At 49.6% G+C, this 17,731-nt stretch carries 16 protein-coding genes; 8 read left to right on the forward strand and 8 right to left on the reverse strand.

The genetic code is table 11. The features are described from left to right. Positions 1 to 190: 190 nt before the first annotated feature. The gene (locus EKK48_03475; GenBank protein ID RTL45129.1) at positions 191 to 472 is read left to right on the forward strand and encodes a hypothetical protein; all 282 of its coding nucleotides are present in this window, start codon (positions 191 to 193) and stop codon (positions 470 to 472) included. Position 473: 1 nt separating this feature from the next. Here EKK48_03475 and EKK48_03480 read toward each other — a convergent pair whose 3' ends face one another. From EKK48_03480 to secG, 4 genes are read right to left on the reverse strand one after another with little or no spacing between them, the layout of a single operon-like run. Then, entirely contained in the window at positions 474 to 2,276 is a 1,803-nt protein-coding gene (locus EKK48_03480) for an ATP-binding cassette domain-containing protein (protein RTL45130.1), read from the reverse strand. A gap of 20 nt (positions 2,277 to 2,296) precedes the next feature. Further along, positions 2,297 to 3,487: a lipid-A-disaccharide synthase gene (lpxB, locus tag EKK48_03485; GenBank protein RTL45131.1), complete on the reverse strand. Its 1,191-nt coding sequence runs from the start codon at positions 3,485 to 3,487 to the stop codon at positions 2,297 to 2,299. After that, a complete protein-coding gene (gene ubiE, locus EKK48_03490; protein ID RTL45132.1) occupies positions 3,487 to 4,239 on the reverse strand; it encodes a bifunctional demethylmenaquinone methyltransferase/2-methoxy-6-polyprenyl-1,4-benzoquinol methylase UbiE in 753 nt (250 codons plus the stop codon). Before ubiE ends, lpxB begins: the two co-directional genes overlap by 1 nt. A gap of 5 nt (positions 4,240 to 4,244) precedes the next feature. After that, positions 4,245 to 4,478: a preprotein translocase subunit SecG gene (gene secG, locus EKK48_03495; GenBank protein ID RTL45280.1), complete on the reverse strand. Its 234-nt coding sequence runs from the start codon at positions 4,476 to 4,478 to the stop codon at positions 4,245 to 4,247. 316 nt (positions 4,479 to 4,794) lie between these two features. Between secG and EKK48_03500 the strand changes: the two genes are divergently transcribed. The 3 genes from EKK48_03500 to EKK48_03510 all read left to right on the forward strand — a co-directional run bounded on the left by EKK48_03500 (position 4,795) and on the right by EKK48_03510 (position 7,926). Beyond that, positions 4,795 to 6,633: a PAS domain S-box protein gene (locus tag EKK48_03500; protein ID RTL45133.1), complete on the forward strand. Its 1,839-nt coding sequence runs from the start codon at positions 4,795 to 4,797 to the stop codon at positions 6,631 to 6,633. A gap of 133 nt (positions 6,634 to 6,766) precedes the next feature. Next, positions 6,767 to 7,315, forward strand: a complete 549-nt coding sequence (locus EKK48_03505; protein RTL45134.1) for a hypothetical protein — start codon at positions 6,767 to 6,769, stop codon at positions 7,313 to 7,315. A gap of 95 nt (positions 7,316 to 7,410) precedes the next feature. Further along, the gene (locus tag EKK48_03510) at positions 7,411 to 7,926 is read left to right on the forward strand and encodes a DUF1269 domain-containing protein (protein RTL45135.1); all 516 of its coding nucleotides are present in this window, start codon (positions 7,411 to 7,413) and stop codon (positions 7,924 to 7,926) included. Positions 7,927 to 8,052: 126 nt separating this feature from the next. On the opposite strand, the gene EKK48_03515 is transcribed toward EKK48_03510, so the two are convergent. From EKK48_03515 to ruvX, 3 genes are all read right to left on the reverse strand, one after another. Then, positions 8,053 to 9,168 carry a hypothetical protein gene (locus EKK48_03515; GenBank protein RTL45136.1) on the reverse strand — a complete coding sequence of 372 codons (1,116 nt, stop codon included), beginning with the start codon at positions 9,166 to 9,168 and terminating at the stop codon, positions 8,053 to 8,055. Positions 9,169 to 9,270: 102 nt separating this feature from the next. Beyond that, a complete protein-coding gene (locus EKK48_03520; GenBank protein RTL45137.1) occupies positions 9,271 to 10,986 on the reverse strand; it encodes a CBS domain-containing protein in 1,716 nt (571 codons plus the stop codon). Beyond that, entirely contained in the window at positions 10,983 to 11,420 is a 438-nt protein-coding gene (gene ruvX, locus EKK48_03525) for a Holliday junction resolvase RuvX (GenBank protein ID RTL45138.1), read from the reverse strand. Before ruvX ends, EKK48_03520 begins: the two co-directional genes overlap by 4 nt. Positions 11,421 to 11,525: 105 nt before the next feature. Between ruvX and sixA the strand changes: the two genes are divergently transcribed. Next, complete coding sequence (sixA, locus tag EKK48_03530; GenBank protein ID RTL45139.1) at positions 11,526 to 12,026, forward strand: phosphohistidine phosphatase SixA; 501 nt, start codon at positions 11,526 to 11,528, stop codon at positions 12,024 to 12,026. Positions 12,027 to 12,449: 423 nt separating this feature from the next. After that, positions 12,450 to 15,389: a hypothetical protein gene (locus EKK48_03535; GenBank protein ID RTL45140.1), complete on the forward strand. Its 2,940-nt coding sequence runs from the start codon at positions 12,450 to 12,452 to the stop codon at positions 15,387 to 15,389. A 185-nt stretch (positions 15,390 to 15,574) separates the two neighbouring features. Here EKK48_03535 and EKK48_03540 read toward each other — a convergent pair whose 3' ends face one another. Next, a complete protein-coding gene (locus EKK48_03540; protein RTL45141.1) occupies positions 15,575 to 16,102 on the reverse strand; it encodes a DUF3465 domain-containing protein in 528 nt (175 codons plus the stop codon). A 204-nt stretch (positions 16,103 to 16,306) separates the two neighbouring features. On the opposite strand from EKK48_03540, the gene EKK48_03545 reads away from it, so the two are divergent. After that, positions 16,307 to 17,395 (forward strand): hypothetical protein, encoded by a 1,089-nt coding sequence (locus EKK48_03545; GenBank protein RTL45142.1) that lies wholly within the window; start codon positions 16,307 to 16,309, stop codon positions 17,393 to 17,395. Next, positions 17,396 to 17,719: a divalent-cation tolerance protein CutA gene (locus tag EKK48_03550; protein ID RTL45143.1), complete on the forward strand. Its 324-nt coding sequence runs from the start codon at positions 17,396 to 17,398 to the stop codon at positions 17,717 to 17,719. It begins immediately after the preceding gene. The last annotated feature ends 12 nt before the right edge of the window (positions 17,720 to 17,731 follow it).

The following is a 17,731-nucleotide window of genomic DNA, read 5'->3' on the forward strand; positions in this document are numbered from 1 at the left end:
GGGTCCGTTTTTTCATATCGACGGTAATTCGCGCAACCATCTGGACATGAAGCTGGTTGCTGCATTGCCAGCTCTGCGAGCTTATTTTTGAATCAAAGTCGGCACCTTTTAAGGCGTGGTCTCGTCAGTGCCCAAAGAAACAAGCGGCAGGTGAACGCTCAGGTGCTCCTGCCATCATGGAGGTAAGAACATGTGGTCTGACGAACAAGTACAAGATGCTGTTGCGGTTCTGTGGAACGCTTCGGAACTTGGTCCAATTCAAAAAGTCAAAGCTACCGACGAGAAGGATGAGAAACGCGAAGACTACATCGTTGCCGGTGAAGTAACCTACACAGATCCGATCTATCTGAAGGCTTTTGAAAGTTTGCTGAGTGAAGGAAAACTAGCCGAGCAAGAATCTCAGTCTGAACAAGCCGACCGTAAATCGTATGGACGGTGCGAAAAATCTTGCAGCGAAACAAAGAAGCACTAGATTATTCAGCCGCCAGGGCCGGCCTCTCAAACTGTGCTTTGAGCAATCTTGCGTAGTGCTTGTCTGCATCGAGCAGCGATTGATGCGTTCCTGTCTCGACAATCTGACCGTCTTCCAGCACGACTATCTGGTCTGCATGGCGGACGGTCGAAAGTCGGTGAGCGATGACAATGACTGTTCTGCCTTCCATCAAGTGGTTGAGGGCTTTCTGTACCATTGCCTCGGATTCGTTATCCAGAGAGCTGGTTGCCTCGTCGAGAATCAGGATAGGCGCGTTCTTTAAGAAAGCTCTGGCAATGGCCAGACGCTGTTGTTGACCGCCGGAGAGTCTTACACCACGCTCACCGATCATCGTTTTGTATCCGTCTTTCAGCTCCAAAATAAAGTCGTGGCAGTACGCGGCTTTCGAAGCACTCTCGAGTTCTTCTTGAGTGGCGTCCAGTTTACCCAGACGAATATTCTCTTCGACGGTGGTGTTGAAGAGGAAATTGTCTTGCGTTACCAGAGCGATTTTCGATCGCAGCGAACGCAAAGAGATTTCCCTTATAGGAATTCCATCGATTGAAAGTTGACCTGAGGTTACGTCGAAGAAACGCGGCACCAGGTTTGCCATCGTGGATTTTCCTGAACCTGAAAGACCGACCAGTGCCACCATCATTCCGGGCGGGATCTCGAGATTGACGTTTTTGAGCACCATGTTTGAGTGTCCAGGATACTGGAAATATACATCTTCAAATTTGATGCGATGCATGCCGTCTTTGAGTTCGATCGCTTGTGGGGCATCGGTGAGATTAGATTCTGTGTCCAGTACTTCGAATACTCGCTGAGCAGCGGCGAGAGCTGGTTGGAGAATGCCGTTGATGCGACCGATGTTCTTTATCGGTGAATAGAGGAGCAGTAATGCGATTACAAATGAAGTGAGGGCTCCCAGTTCCATGTGCTTGTGCATGATCTGGTAACCGGCTACCCACATCACACTTGCTATTCCAAGTGCTCCGATCATCGCCAGAATCGGCGAAAGAACTGCCTCAGAGCGCACAGCTTTCATGGTGTTGCTCTGGAAACTTTGATTGGTGGCGAGAAATCTCGCAGTTTGAAAGTCTTCTAAATTGTAGGATTGTACAATCTTGGCGCCCTGAATCGACTCAGACAAAACGGAGACCAGGTCTCCAATTGCTTCTTGCCCGCCTCGCGAACTCTTGCGGATCTTCTTGCCGAAGATTGAGACCGGCACAACAATCAGAGAAAGAATTCCAAGTGCGATAATGCTGAGCATCCAACTTTGCAAGATCAGCACCGTGGCCAGCGAGATGACTGTGATCGTTCTGCTGATCATTGACTGAAAAGTTTGCGAGATTGCATTTTCAATCAAACCAATATCGTTGGTCATGCGACCGATCATTATCCCGGATGACTGGCTCTGGAAAAAGAGCAACGGCTGTTTTTCCAGGTGGCAGAACATTTCATTGCGCAGATCACGAATTGCCGACGAGCCGACCAGACGGATTGTGTATGCTTCGATGAATCTGAAAATTCCCTGACACGCCACCACCCCGAGTACCACGAGCGGCACGTAGTAGATTAGATGTCGGTCTGAACCCATGAAAACGCGTTGAATGCCTTCACCGGCCAGCCAGGCGATGATGCCGTCCATGCTGCCGGAGGGAATAGCCGCTACCATTCCGATGAAGAAAGGCAGGCTGTACGGTTTGATATATTGCAGCAGGCGCCAGTAAATCTGAGCCTGTTTGGGCTCATCTAGCTGTTGTTTCTTGTCTTCGTTCTGCTGAATTAAGTTTTTCAAAAGTTCCGTTCCCTGGCGAACTAGATGACCGCGAGAATTTCTTCCACCAGACTGGCGGCGTAATCGCCCTGACCGAGCTGGTCACGCAACTGGAGCAGCTTTCGCGAAATTTCTGCTCTTAATGCCGGTACGTTCATCATGTCACCAGTGTATTTTACGAGTTGCTCTGCTCGACAATCTAGTTGAAGTAGTTCAGGCACGACACGTTCGCCCGCCAAAATGTTGGGCATACCGATGAAGTTGATCGTCTTAAGCAGCGAGTACAGCGCATATTCCCACCAGTCACCACGGTAGAAAATGAGCATTGGTTTGCCAAAAAGTGTAACTTCTAACGTTGTCGTTCCTGATTTAGCCCAAACCAAGTCTGAAGCGGATATCAGATTCAGGTTGTCTTCGTGAGCCACCAGGAATAGATTTTTCTCGAGTAAGTGGTCCATGCCGAATGCACTTATCTCAGCTATTGTTTTTGTGCGCAGTTTCTCGTTCGCCGCTGAATAGGCGAATTGGAATTCAGAATTCTCTTGTAAAAGCTCCTTGATTGCCTTGAGACTTATCGGCGCAAAAAAGCCGACTTCACGTTTCCTGCTGCCCGCGAAAACCCCGATGAGCGGTTTCTTCGGGTCAATCTTGTAACGGGCACAAAAGTCTTCCCTGGTCGGCATATCTTCGCGTGCCGGCATATTCTTCAAGAGCGGGTGCCCGACGAAGCGCACTGGAACTGAATTTTTCTTGTAGATTGCTACTTCAAACGGAAAAATGACCAGCATTTTTGTTACCGTTCGAGCAATTGTCTTGATTCTCCAGGGTCTGGAACCCCAGACCTGGGGCGAGGTGAAGTAGAGTATGGGCATTTTCAAATTGGCTTTGCGGATCGCCGTCGCTAATTTGAGATTGAATGTCCCGAAGTCGACAAGCAAGATAGCATCTGGTTTTCGTTCGATTATGCTTTGAACGATCTGCTTTTCCAGATCGATGAAGAATTTGGCTCTTTTTACAATCTCTACAACGCCAATTGTCGTGAATTCTTCGCAATTGTGCAGGATTTCGACCCCTTGAGCAGCCATCTGGGATCCGCCGCAGCCCCAGAGCTGCAATTCTGGAGACATCTGTTTCAAGGTGGCGATCATGCGGGCTACATTTCGATCTGCAGAAGGGTCACCGACCATCAGGAAAAGCGATTTGCGCTTTTCTTCCGGTGTACGTGAATCCATTAGACCTTGTTGCCCGGTGAGTTGGGAACTGTGCCAACGTGTAACGCTACACTGCCCAGCGCCAGGCTGAGGTGTCTGACATTTATCAGTCCCGCTCTTTCAAAAATTTGAGTTATACCTTCTGGACCCGGATAAGCGCTGTTTGAGACCGGCAGATACGTATATGCTTGCTTGTCTGATTGCAGCACCTGACCGATTAAAGGCACTATCTGTCGAAAGTAGAAAGCAAACAGCTGGGCAAAAATTGGTACCTGTGATTTACCTAGATCAAGATTGATAACCTTGCCTCCCGCCTTAACGACGCGAGCCATTTCATTGATCCCGCGCTGATAATCGGTGACGTTGCGTAAACCGAAACTGACAATAGCACCGTCAAAGCTGTGATCCGCAAACGGCAAATGCAGCGCATCACCTTCCTGGAACTTCATCTCGCAGCGCTTTTCGTTGGCATGCTTAGTGGCTCGTTGATTCGCCACAGCGAGCATTTTTGGTGAAAAATCCAGACCCACGACCTTTCCATTCGCGGAAAGTTGTCGGGCGATAGACAGAGTTAAATCACCGGTTCCGCAGCAAACATCCAGATAAACACCGTCGGGCTTCAGCGCCAGCTCAGCAACTGCCCGCCGTTTCCAGGAATGATGCATGCCCATGCTGATGGCATCGTTGGTCAGATCGTATCGTTGAGCGATGCGATCGAACTGGCGCAGTACGTACTCCGCTTTCTCTTCCGCAGTTGGCAGTGAAAAGGACATGAATCCTATTTAACGAGACCGAATCCAAGAATGGTGCAGACGGTGAGAAAAAGACCGACGATTGTCCAGGTTAGCCTGTCAAGTCCTGCTTCCGCACCCCGTTTGCCGCTGAACATGGTGGCGCCGCTTCCGATTCCGCCCATACCTTCGCCTTTCGGTTGGTGCAAAAGTATCAAGCCGACCATTGCCAAGCCTAAAATGGCTTCAAGGACCAGCAAGATGACGTATGGAAGACTCATCGAACCCATGAAAAAACCTCTTAAATGCGCTTGCTTGTAAGCAGAGCTGCTAGCGAGGATTATATCGTATCGTCGCGCGGATACCCCATGCCTTCAACTAACGCTAAACATTGCTTTGTACTCGCCTCGGTCAGATGTTGGTATCGAATTTAGTATCAACGCCTCTCTCTGGTAAGACAAGCACTCGCATTTGATTGATTTCGCATGATTTTGTATGGAAATCCCGTCTTGTTTTGGGGAGTTTTTTCGTGGTAAGTATGGTGTACATACTGGCAGTCGGCGGCTGGTTTTGGCGAATTTCGCAAGGGAGCACTGATTGAAGTTCCTCGTCATTGGACTGAAGTCTGACGAAAGAACCATGGTGAAGAATGCTTTGAAGAGCATTCCAGACCTTGACTTTGACTTGCAACTCTCAGGACACTCAGTGGAAGGGCTGTTCAAGATACGCAGTTTTCAACCAGATTTTGTTTTGATCGATGAAAGTGGACTCGATTGCACCATGCTGATGCAGCTCAGGCAGGCAAGGGCTGAGGCTCTCATCTACGTGGTTGTAGCAGAACAGTCGGACTCTCGCGCTTGTGAGTTGATACGGAAAGGTGCCACTGACACGATTTTACGTGACCACCTTTCCGGGCAGCCTTTTCTTTCGCTGATTTTGCGAGCCTGTGAGCGTCTTCGCATCAGTGGACAATTTAGAGTTCATGAGTTGGCTAAGGCTAATGCAAGGCTTTGCGGTGTAGCCAACACACTGTCGACCATGTCCTGGCTCTCTGATGAGTCGGGCGAGAGAATATTGTTCAACGATAAATGGTTGAAATTCACTGGTCGCACTCTCGAGCAAGAGCTTGGCAAGAAATGGACTGAGGCGGTTCATCCGCAGGATTTGAAAAGACTTTTGTCGGTGTATACCAACGCGCTGAGAGAAAGGAAGTCTTATCACGTCGAATACAGACTGCGAACAGCTGACGGGCAGTTCCGGTTGATCTGGGAGAGTGGTTCTCCACAGCTTCGGGCGGACGGCGCCTTTATTGGCATGCTCGGCTCCTGCGCAGACATAAGTCAGACTATTTTCACCAAAGATCATTTGTCACCGGTTTTCGAACCCGTGGGAGTGATGACTACTCTCGATCACGTCCCTATCGGTGTATGGAAACTTGATCCCAATCTCGTCATCACCAAGACCAATCCGGCTGTGGCGACGCTATTTAGTGTCACGCCCGAACATCTTGTTGGACGCACCTTTACGAACGTCGTCTCATCCATTCCCGACAATACTTTCAGCAGGGTTTTGCAACATGGTGAGCGTATAAAACTGGAAAATCACCCTGTTACGCTGACCTTGGATGAAAAACGCCGAAAGGTTTTTCTGGACTTCGCCGCCTGGCCATTGAGAGACAAAGCGAACAAAGTTGTCGGTGTCTGTGTGAGCACCACCGAGGTGACTGAGCGGTTGTTGGCGGACCAACAGCGGGAGGATTTCGTGGCGGCGTTGGTTCATGATTTGAAAACGCCGCTAATCGGAGCAGACCAGGCTCTAGAAGCGATGTTGCGGGGAAATCTTGGACCGGTGGACGCCAATCAGTCAGAGCTTCTGTCGATGCTGAAACGAAGCAACCAACATTTGCTGACGATGGTTCACAATCTTATCGAAGCGTACCGCTACGACGCTGGTGAAGCGCGAATGTCAGTGGAAGAATTCAACCTGTTCGAGTTAATCGATAGCTGTATCCAAGAACTGGCACAATGGTCCACACATAAAGAAATTACGATGCGCTCTGTATTTTCGAGTGGAAACGGAATCATTATCGGTGACCGAATGTCGATACGCCGAGTAATTTTAAATTTGCTCGATAATGCCCTGAAATTTACTCCAAAAGATGGAGTAATTGAAGTCTCTGCTGAAGAAGAGGGCGGTGACGTTATTTTTCGAGTCAGTGACACCGGCGTCGGCATTCCTCAATCTGAATTTACACAGGTGTTTTTGCGGTATTGGCAGGGCGACAGTGCCAAACAATTCGCGCCGGGAACGGGCTTGGGCCTGTACTTGTGCAGGCAGATCATAGTTGCGCATGGTGGCACTATTTCTGTTTGCAGTAAACTCGGCGAAGGCACTACATTCAGTGTCACTATACCGAAGCAGCCGCTGCCGCATTGACATCCCGCGAAGGGAAAAACTGACTCGGGCAATTAGCTTACTGTAAGGGAACGAATTCTTACCAAACTCGTCCGTTCCATTATCCCAGTCAAGCTTTATGATTGCTGTGGAAGTCTGAGTTATCGAGTCACTAATGATTAAATCCATCTGGCTGCTGCTTTTGTTCTCGTTGGTTCCGTGCGATCCGGCACTAGCAGCCGACGGTACGGCTGTGACATCAAGTTCAAACAGTTCGCTTGATACATCGACTGTGCAGAGCCGCGAATATAGAGCGGATATGCAGGTTCGGCAAGTTAAATGGAAATCTTCGATGGACAGGGCTTTAGAGTATGTCAAGAATGGCGATTACGTTGCAGCCCAAAAGATGGTCGACATAGCTCGCAAGCAAACAGTGGTAAACGATCCAGACGATTCCAGCCTGGCTCAAACTGAGAAGATTGCGGGAGATATTGCTGCGGCTCAAAGCAATCTAGGTGCAGCCGAGCGTTTTTATCGTCGTTCCGTCTATCTCTATGAGCGTGCTAGCGCCCCTGATAAAAGCGAATTTTCGGCGGCTCTGATTTCTTATGCGGAGCTTTTGAAACGAGAAAACAGATTGCGTGAGGCCACTCGCTTTGAAATGCAGGCTAGTCAGCTGCGTCGAGACGACAATTCTACCGCCGAGACAAATCGGTCACTGTGATTCGGTTTCTAATGGCAGGATTTGATTATGCAGCAATCAATGTGCTGTAGAATATGCGCAGCATACAGTGCTGATATTTATTTGAGGAGGTCGACGTGAGCGACTTAGTTGTAATTGCATACGATGACATACACAAAGCTGAAGAAGTCAGAATTACCCTGGCAAAGCTTCAGCACGAGTACTTAATTGACCTGGAAGATGCTGTTGTCGTAACCAAAGATGCCAACGGCAAGGTGAAATTGCATCAGGCGGTTGACTTGACAGCAGTCGGCGCATTGCAGGGCGGAATGCTCGGCGCACTGCTGGGATTGGTGCTACTCAATCCGATCTTCGGAATGGTTCTTGGTGGCGCTGCTGGCGCACTCTCAGGCAAAATGTCTGATCTCGGAATCGATGACAACTTTATCAAAGAGTTGTCAGAAACCTTGAAGCCCAACACCTCTGCTCTCTTCATTCTGGTTAAGAAGGTCACTCTCGATAAAGTGCTGCCAAGACTGGAAGGAACTGGCGGAAAAGTCTTGCAGACATCTCTTGCCGGTGTTGACGAACAAAAACTTCAAGCTGTTCTCGACAGCCACCGCAACGAAGTTGCAGGAACTCCTACCGTTTAAGAGCGCTGAAACGATCTAGCCGATTCGGTTTTGAATTTTGAAACACCCAGTCATCCGGCTGGGTGTTTTGATGTCATGAAGACCATGCTTGTTCTTAGCATGCTCGAGACTTGCTCAGCTTGCCCGTTAAGCCTCAATTGAGATTTCCGAGAAACATCTTTCCAGCTCGCTTAACTGGATATTGATCTCACCTTGTACCGTTCCGTTTTGATCTTTTATCGCTGATTTACTGGCATCACATACAGTGACCATGCGAGTATTCTCGTTGTAGTCGATTAATGCGTAGGTATGTTTGCTGCGCAGCTGAAATCCGCGCGCCTGACGTTCTGCAATGCGCCTGCGGATGACATATCCGGAAGTCTCAGCACATTGATCATCGACGATCGCCAACGTTACTGTTTTGTAGCTTTTCAAGGCTTGTAGAATAATTTGCCGATTGCGCATGTCTTGCGATGAAATACTCAAAAGGCTATTTCGTTTTGTTGAAAGCTTGATTGCTGCTTTTCCTGTGAGTAGCTCGAAAGGATCTTTTTCCAGTCCTAAGCGACCTTCTGTAATCTGCATCATCTGCCGATGCAACTCGTATGCGCGCTCCAGTAAAGTTACGAAGAGACGACCGTCGGCACAACTTGAACCAATTATTTTGTCGCGCAAAGTCAATTCCCAGACTTGAATAGGATGTTGGGGATCGCCCGGAAACGTTACTGTGTACGAGTCATCCGCATTGACCTTGATCATCTTCTTGATACGCTTATCTCCCTCAGGAGTAGCCGCCAGAGCCGCCAATGTAGCTGTGAACTTGCTGTCGACCAGGGCGCCTTGCAAGATTGTGGTTGGATCTATTCGGTGTTTGGGGTAGAGCTCCGCCACACTCTCCTTTTTTGCCAGTTGGTCCAGGGTTCTTTGGGCTCGATCGCTGAATTTGGGATCACTCATGCGCTCAAGGTCCTGGCAATTCAGTGAAATTTCTTTGGTGCCGCGATTGCCGCGGTAGTGATAAAGAAAAGCCGATGCAAATGTGTCTTCGACTTTCTGCGTTTCAGCCTGAGAAAGCATGCGAAGAACATCGTTGCGACCAATCCGACCATCTCCATCAATGTCGATTTGTCGAAAGTTGCTTTTGATATAACTTGAGACACCTGCAATGGAATGCAGTTCTTGTAGAGGGTTTTGTCCAATCTGGTGTTGGAAATTCTGTTGCGATAGATTTGCACCCTGGTTCGATAGACTCTGGAAGTTCATGATTTGTCTGCCGTTTCTAGTTCAAAAAATCTGCCCACGTATTCATAAACAGGGGAAGGAGTTTATTTAGGAGGAGAGCTCACCTCCTGACATCCAAAATTTTTACAGTTCGGAAAGAGCTCGAATTATGTCGGCTCTCGTGATTATTCCGATCAAGTGTGTACCAGCCGTAACCGGGATGCGATTGATTTCTTTTGCATCCATTATTGATATTGCTTTTACTAGAAGTGAATCTCGATCTATTGATATCGGATCTGGTGTCATTATTTCCGCAACTGTTGCACCGGTTCGTTCAACCAGATCATTTTTCGTCAATATGCCGACTAACTGGTTCTCTCTCAGAACAGGAAAACCTTTATGGCTGTATTTTTTTACGTAGTCTGCAGCCTCGTCTCTGGTCATTGCAGCGTCCAGCGAGATCACCTGGTGCTGCATACATTCGCCAACCGTAAGTAAATCCAGCGGTGTTGATTCTGAATTCTCGGGCAGGTGTATGTCGTCTATCTCCAGCAGCCGGTCGTAGACTGAACCGGGAAACACGCTTTCGCCGATGAAATAGGCGGTAATAGAGCTGATCATGAGAGGTAACAGTAAATTGAAGTCTGCGGTAATTTCAAACACGATTACTGCTGCGGTGACAGGCACCCTGGCTACTGCACAGAAAAACGCACCCATGCCGGCCAGTGCCAGGGTCATACGTGCATGGGTGGCGAGCGGATAGATGAGTGTTTCTCCGTAACCGACAAAATAGCCGATTGCAGCGCCTATGGTTAGAGCGGGGGCGAACAAACCGCCAGGCGCGCCGGAACCGTAGGCAATCAGCGTCAAAACAAAATTTGCCAGGAAGACGACGATAGCAAAATGGAGCCCGCGACCTTCGAGTAACAATTGCCTGACTCCGGCGAAATCTCTAAAAGAATCAGGCAAAAGGGCGATCACCAGCCCACATATAAATCCTGCCAGAGCCACTCTGAGACCGAAGTGCTTACCGAAAACTTTTCGATTTAACTTCGTTCCGGCAAGCACTCCGCGATTGAAAACGATGCCGACTAAACCTGCAATGATGCCGAGCAAAAAGCAAAACGGAATATCCTGCCCGGTGAAGATTGCCTTAGGAAACTCAGTGTTGGCATGCAAATCAAGACTGTGATTTCCCATCCAACGCGAAACGATTCCGGCAAAGAAACAAGCCAGAAGAGCAATTGTTACAGTTGCACCGGATATTTCGCGCAGCAGTTCTTCCAGTACGAAGATAAGCCCCGCCAGCGGTGCATTGAAGGCCGCCGCCAACCCTGCACCGGCACCGGCTGCGATCAGCTGGCGTCGATTTCTAAAAGAGCGCATGCCCAGTCGATCGAGCACCGCCGCCGCTGCCGCGCCTACCTGCACTGTTGGTCCTTCTCGACCCAACGGCAAGCCGATGCCCAGCGCCACTATACCTGCTACCAGCTTGCTCAGCGCTACTCTCAGGTCCAGCTTCATTGGTATCTTATTCAGTGCCGCCTTGACTTGCGGTATGCCACTGCCTGTGATTTCAGGAGCAATGAAGTGGATGATCACTCCGCAAATAGCACCACCTATGAGCCCCACCAATGGAAAAACAACAACCGCAGGCATTATCGTTGTCAGATAGGTGCGGAAAGACGTAAGCAGTGCCACGCCAACGACGAATGTGTAAGCGCAGACTGCAGCGACAGAACCGATAATTGATGCTTCGAACAAAGCAACAAGTTTTTTGTTGCGTGCTTTTCTAATCAGTTTCGAGTGATACCAGTGCAATAACCGGTTTAACTTATCGGTCTTCGCTGCGGTGGTCATGCCGATGGTGGCGGCTCATTGCGGTCGAGATATTTCTGCAAGATGATCGCCGCCGCCTGCATGTCAACAAGCCCTTTGTTGTGGCCGGTCTTGACACCTTGCAAAGTGAGAGTTCTAATTGCCGATATCGTTGTCAATCGTTCGTCTTCATAGACAATCGGCAAACCGGTCGCTCTTGCCAGCTTGCGACCGAAGGAGCGAATCTTTTCGGCTTGTTCGCCAACGGAGCCGTCCATGTTTTGCGGAAAGCCAAGCACGATTTCGACTGCACCATGCCGTTCAGCGATTTCTTTGACTGCTTTGACGTCTGCGGCCATATTTTTGCGTTCAATGGTTTCCAGACCGGCAGCTGTTATGCCAAGTGGATCCGAAATCGCGACACCGATTCTTTTATCACCAATGTCAAGACCGATAAGACGTGGTTTTTGGCTCATAGACTCAATTTTACCAATAGTCTTTCAATTCCTTCGCCAATAGTCTTTCAATTCATTGAAGTTGTTATGTGGAATGTCGGAGGCAAAATCACTTAGAATTAGCCTATGAAAGTTTATTTAGTGAGACATGGTATAGCTCAAGAGCGCCTCGGTGGCGCCATTTTGAATGACTCGCAGCGTCCGTTGACAGACGAGGGCAAGTCCGAAATGAAGCAGGTTGGACACGCCTTGAAAAGGCTTAATGTCAAGCCTGACGTTATTGTTTCCAGTCCGCTCGTCAGGGCTAAACAAACCGCTGAGATCATTCGAGATGTTCTCAACTTTGAAGACGAGTTGAAGATTACCGACACCCTGGCTCCGGGCGGAAGTCCCAGCTCTGTCTACAAATACCTGAAGCAGTTTGCTCATGTCGATGAAATCTTTCTCGTCGGTCATGAACCTGATATTGGCATGCTCGTTTCAAACATGCTCTGGGCCGCTGCGGATGTGCACTTCCCATTTAAAAAGGGCGCTGTCTGTCGTGTCGACGTTTATGACTTGCCTGCAACCAGCCCCGGCGTTATGAAGTGGTTCATGACACCAAAAATGGCCAAGCTGATCAGTTAGTGTTTCAAGAATTCGATTTTTGATTTCGGCTTTTTGTTCAGCACGACAAACAATGTCGGCGTAGTGGTGCTTGCGTCGGTAGTGCACGCCGTGTCTGCGTGCGTCCGGATGTGCCTTCATGTTCATCGTGCCTGCATGCGCGTCAACACACTACGGTAACTGTATCTGGTGGCAAGCGAACTGTTGAAGTGAGATAGGAAGCTGGTTTGATTGGGAACATTCCCACCCGCGGCCAGATTGCCGTCTTGTCATGTATTTCTGTCAAGCTCATAATGCCTGAACAAAATTTCATCGGTGCATGCTCAGAGTTTGACTGAGCGCGCCTTGTGATGAGCATTTCTAACGCTCATCCGAGGCAGCGCTTTGCAGTCAAACGCCATTTGCGCGTGCCGATTCGACTCGATTTTTTACTGAGGTCTTGCCATGAACACTACTGAAAAACCACCTGGGGAACTAGATTCAGCGCCTGCGCCCTCGATTACACCGTCATCGCTTGAGGGGGCTGCGCCGGAGCAGAATGCATCAGAGCAGAAAATTTCTGGGTTCGATGGTGGCACGAGATCACTTTTGAAACAACCTTCTTTGTTTCTCTGTGTTGTGCTCATCTGTGTTGCCATGGCAGCTTGCTTTGGTAAGACTCCGAATTACTTCTGGGTCATGACACTATCACTTATTGGATTGACTGCTGCGTTTCACCTGATCGCCGAGAAATTATTAGGGCGTGCAAATTCGGAGTTCGAATTGCCTTCGCCGCGTGAAGGCGTGCTTACAGTCCTCTTTGGCTCTGTGCTGCCCGGGCTTGGACTGATCGCCTATGCTTTGTATTCTCTTATAAACTCAACTAATTTCAATTTCTTCGATGAGCTTGGAAAACTCACTTTGCTGCTCGTTGTTCCTGTTTTCAATTTCAGTGTCTGGTCTTCTCTGCGTCGACGCTATTTGATACGTCCGAGATTGACGGGGGTGATGAACGGTTTTGCACTGGGGCTGTCCGCGTCGTGGACAGTGATCTGGCTCAAGTCGTCTTTTATCTCGCATGCGGCCGATACCAAATTTGGTTGGATGCTTCTGCTTTCCCTTTCACCCGTACTTCTCTTTGCCGCTGTTAGATTGAGTTTTGATTTGCATCGCAAAACAGAACCGAAAATTTCAAGAATAGCGACTACATTCTCATTTCTGGGCTGCCTGCTCTCAATACTCTTCGTTTTCGCACCTTTGACCAGAACGTTCTATATACAGTCATTGCTGAGTGATATTTTCAAGGCTCCGCAGACCGAGCAGCCTGCTTTGATCGCAAATTTGCGCGCTCAGGCCACACCGGAAGATTTAAGACCCTCAAAGAATCCAGTTTCCGGATTCGCTCTGTCATCAATGCTCTTCGGAAACAGAGGTCTGGACGGAGGTAGCGACCGAGAACGAGATTTGTTTTTCAAAGTCGCCGGCAAGTCATTTAACGAAGATGCGACAGTTAAAAATCGACCGGGCAATCATGATGCGAATCAACCTGAGGAGTCAGCAGATCTCGATACGACAGCTGTCTATGCTGCTGTCGGCTCCAGGAACATTGGACTTTCGCTGGCTAAATCGCAAATGGTTGGCAATATCGATAGTGCCACTATGACTGGCTCTCTCGATTGGTCTATGACATTTCACAACTCGTCGAACGAAGAGCACGAGGCCCGAGCTGTGATCGCTTTGCCAGCCGATGCGGTGGTGTCACGTGTGACACTGTGGATAAATGGAGAAGCTAGAGAAGCAGCTTTCGCATCCCCTGCCAGAACAAGAGCTGCTTATGAGTCGGTTGTGAAAAGAAGCCGGGATCCTTTGCTTGTAACAATGCTGGCACCAGGAAAAATTCTGGTTCAGTGTTATCCCGTACCGATTAACGGCGCGATGAAGATTCGACTTGGCTTTAAAATTGCCCTTCAACCAGGCACTAGCAACACCAGTACGCTCGTATTTCCGCGCTTGATAGCGAGTAATTTCGCTCAACAGCGCCGTCATCAAATTAGATTTCTCAGCTCATCACCTTTTGCTGATAGCATCGCCGGCGGTGTCTCGGGCCGAGAAGGATCTGCATATGTCCTCAGTGGAACGTTAAGAGAAAGGCGAAAGGAGAATGGTACTAAGAGCCATTTATCGGTTCTGAGAACTGCTCCCCTCACCGCTGTGGCTACCTTTGATGCTACTGCTCGGCCGCCCCAGTATATAGTGCAGCATCTCAAGGAGACGGTGAAAACTCCTCCGAAGCGCTTGATTGTTGTCGTCGACTCGTCCGAGTCTATGCGAGATCATCTTGCTGAGATACATAGCGATTTGGCTAAGGTTTCCACGTTTCTCAAACCACTCGTTTATTTCGTTCCCGAAGCGACCGGTGCAAATGCTGAGCGCGCTGCGATTCGTGCTATGTCCGTTTCGCAAGCGAAAGCAGTGATCACGTCCGATGCCTTTAAGGGCGGTCAGGATAACAAGCCGGTTTTGACTGAGGCTCTAGAACTGGCTGCAGAGGCACCTCAAGGCGCTGTACTGTGGATACATGGTCCTCAGCCGTTGACTCAGGATCTAACCAATGCCGTGCCACTTGATCTGGTGCACCCGGTGCGTTTATACGATTGGCAAATAGAGTCAGGTGCTAATGAGATACTTCAGGCTCTTTCTCTGGAAGATCCGTTGCGGCTGATCAATCGAGAAGTGTTGGGCGCTGCTTCTTCAATTCCTGATATTGACGCTCTGGTGCGCAGTTGGGTTCAACCTGAGAAGAAACTGTTTCTCGAACGCGTCGCTTTTACGCGCAAGCCTGATGTGTCTCTTGTTGAGAATCCGATTGCCTCGATGCAGGTTTCTCGTCTCTGGGCCGATGGCGAAGTGCGAAGACTTCTAGCCGATGGTTTCGAGCGGCAAGCGCTGATTTTGGCAGCACAGTACAGAATCGTTTCGCCTGTGACAGGCGCTGTTGTGCTAGATGATGCTGAAGAGTACAGGAAGAACAAGCTCGATCCCGGCGCTTATAAAGACGCTCCTGGAGGCGCACCATCGCTTCTGTTTAATCCCGACACCACAGCCAGTCGCTCTGAATCGTATTCTGGATTGGTTGGGGCACCAGTTGATCCTCGTTATGGACAATCGAATGAAGTCGGTCAGATGGCTGATTTCGGTTACGACACGATGCGAGACATTTCACGTTGGGTGACCGCATTTTCTTTTCTGGTTGCTCTCATCTTTGTCATTCCTGCAGTGCGTACGAGAAAATCTGTCGGTGAACTTTTGGGAGCTGTGTGTACAGTTTGTGGGATTCCACTTGTGGTGCACCTGCTAGGAATTTATTTGATCAACAACTTTGGCGGATTGGGCGGGGGATTATGATGCCATCCAGCTCCCCGTCGTGAATTGATACGTCACTGACGATTTGATTCTAACGGCGGTTGGCAAAATGGCATCGGTTCTATCGCGTGATCGCGATTGGGTGAGTGGACATGTGCTGTTCGCAGCATGTGTCCACCTTTTTCACTGACCATTTCCGGCTGCGAGTTGTGTGGAGCAGGCTCAGGCTATTGATAGGTTTGACCGTTGAACTGAATCCAACCGCTTTCATGCCGATTTGTGCTGTGGTGTGTGTAGTGAAGAACGCCACCTTTTTTGTTCCAGATATATTCGCCGTGCAGAGTAATGACGTCCCCTTCCTGAATGGGCACGGGCGGTGCCAGGTCTGTGTTGTGAGCAACGAGAACCGTCGTGCCGTTGGAAAGTTCCAACAAAAATCTCTGATGCTCGATTCCTTTTGTGTCTTCCGGTAACAGCTTTTTGACAGGTGCAGTCAGGGTGACTTCCACTTTTTTCCAGTGATTTTGCTGCGCTTCCAGAACCTGTGCATCGCCGACGACGGTTCCCCCGGGCATGACGGAACCGTTCTCAGGTGGAGGTGTCACCCCGGTTTCCATCTCTTGCGTTCGATCTCGATGGCGATGTCGCGCATCGCTGCATCCAGAGGACCACGTCAGCAACATGGTCATGAGGATAATGGCGAAGAGGGTAGCTCTGTGGGCGATAAGCTTTGGTTGCGACAATTTTATGCTCATTCGTCAAACTCTTTATGTTTCATGATTCCCGTTGGAACTTCTAGACGGAAGATAACTTCGATAACGCTACTTGAATAACCATTGGATAGCAAATAACCATCGGGTTGCTAGCGCCTGATATGAGAGCACGACGATAGTACCGTGGTATATAGTGAACGTGGCACCCTGCCGTCCCAGACTGGTTAAAGGAGAAAGCTCGAGCCGATGTTGTCTTCAATTTACCTGACCGGAGACAATTTAGAGTCACCCGATGTCCTCAGCCAGGGCGCAATGCCTGACTGGCGCAGCGTCGCGCTCTCGAAATTTCAACGGCACGGGTTGAAGGTCGTCAATCCTCTCGAACTCGCCTGGTCATTCGGCGACCGCATCAATCCTCTCGAGATGCCCGATGTTGTGGACCCGAGGGTGCGCCGGGCTCTAGATTTAATCGACCAGTGCGATGCCCTGCTGGCTAACTTGAATCGGTCCAGTTATGGCACGGCGATGGAGATGTTTTATGCCTATCGCCGGGGCAAAATGGTCACCGTGATTGGGCAGACGCCCTTTCACCCGTGGGTGCTTTCGCACTCGCAGGCACGTTTTGGCGACGTCGAGACGGCTGTTAACTATCTGATTGATGAGCACCCTCATGCACCGCCAATCAACTGGACTCTTCAAAATGAAGCTTTGCTTGCCGAGAGATACGAGCAGCTCCCACCTCCGGGTGAACCTGACTACAGATTCATGGGCGGTGAGTTTCCGGTGTTGGTTCTGGCACCTCATGCTACCGCATATTGGCGCGAGGGCGAGTTCCAGGAGGGCGATTCATACACAGGAAGCATGGCGGCGCTGCTCAATCGCATGAGTGGTTGTCACAGTCTGCTGACTAATTATTGCTGCGTGGCAGACCCTTGCTACTATCTTGAAACCCCGCTGCGCAGGGCGTTTGCCGATGTGGTGAAAGCCGGTCAAATCGGTCTGGTTGTGATGCTTTTGGGTGCTCCGTGGCACGAAGCGCCGGGGCTTCAGGTCAGCACCTACGGACCTGCGCAAGAAGTGTGTGACGATTACACGAACCGCTTGAAAATTAAACTGTCCGTGATGGAGCCTGTTTTGACTGATTCTCCGGAGCATCAGTACTTCCCGCTGATTAGATTTAGCGCGGAAGAACTGTCGGTGCCGACCATGGTAGTGCGCATGCACAAACGATATAGAATGCCGCGATTGCAAGCGGAGCTCTATACGCAAGCGGTGGGCGCCATAAACGAATTCCTCAAGGAAACCGGCTTGGAGCTGGCCAGGAGCCAGAGTTAAATGCCAGGAGAAATTATCGTTCTTGTCACTTGTCAGCCGGATGATGCGAGCAAGCTTGCCACTGATTTGGTTTCAGAACGCCTGGCGGCATGCGTGAATGTCCTGCCTGGAGTAACTTCCATTTATCGCTGGCAAGACAAAGTGGAGAAGGATTCAGAAACTCTCCTTTTGATAAAGTCGCATCGCGATTTATTTAATCGTCTGGAGGCGCGCATCAAAGAGTTGCATAAATATGACGTACCGGAGATTCTCAGTCTGCCGATAGAAGCTGGTCACGGTCCTTATATGAATTGGCTTAACGCTCAACTGCAAGGTGTTAATTGAGTCCACATTACG

It is taken from the genome of Candidatus Melainabacteria bacterium, assembly GCA_003963305.1.
In the GTDB taxonomy this organism is placed as follows: domain Bacteria; phylum Cyanobacteriota; class Vampirovibrionia; order Obscuribacterales; family Obscuribacteraceae; genus PALSA-1081.